At 36.7% G+C, this 783-nt stretch carries 1 protein-coding gene; it reads left to right on the top strand.

Translation table 11 applies throughout. The features are described from left to right. The coding region (locus C170_RS22450) for a transposase (protein WP_036614274.1) at positions 1-783 on the top strand (783 nt) is incomplete at both ends.

Raw genomic sequence — 783 nt, 5'->3', positions numbered from 1 at the left:
TGCAAAAGTCTAAGTTGTTGAGAAAATCCGTTTACAAGATCGATGAAAAAATGAAGGATAAATTCCCACCGAAAACAACGACGAACGAATTATCTGATGAACTGGACTATTGCCAAAAAGTTGTAGATACAGTAGAAAAAGAAGAATCCCTCCGTGAATACCCAAAGGTGAAAGAAAAGCTGAACTACTTAAAAGAAATCATAGCTGATCACCATGAGCACTTTCAACTCAGCAATGATCCAGATGCACGAATAGGTCACAAAACGGCAGACTCCTCGTTCTTCGGTTACAAAACACATTTTGCTATGAATGGAGAACGAATTATTACAGCTGCGGTAATTACGACTGGTGAGAAAAGTGATGGAAAACAACTCCAAACTCTCATTGAAAAAAGTCGCGACACAGGTATGAAGATCGATACCGTCATTGGAGATACTGCCTATTCTGAAAAAGATAATATTCAATATGCCAATCACAAAGAACTACAATTAATATCAAAATTAAACCCTAATATCACACAAGGAACTCGTAAAAAAGAAGATGAATTTGAGTTTAATAAAGATGCATGTATGTACGTTTGTAAAGCTGGACATATGGCGATTCAAAGAGCGCGCACAGGTAAGAAAGGTATGAATAATAACCAAAAGAATACCTACATGTTTGACATTGAAAAATGCAAAGTATGCCCAATGAAAGACGGGTGCTATAAAGAAGGTGCGAAAAGTAAAACCTATTCTGTAACCATCAAATCGACCGAACATAAGGAACATGAGGCATTTCAAA

The organism is Paenibacillus sp. FSL H7-689 (assembly GCF_000517905.1).
Taxonomy (GTDB): domain Bacteria; phylum Bacillota; class Bacilli; order Paenibacillales; family Paenibacillaceae; genus Paenibacillus; species Paenibacillus amylolyticus.
Note: the sequence above shows the minus strand (reverse complement) of the source record. Positions and strands in the feature narration are given on the sequence as shown.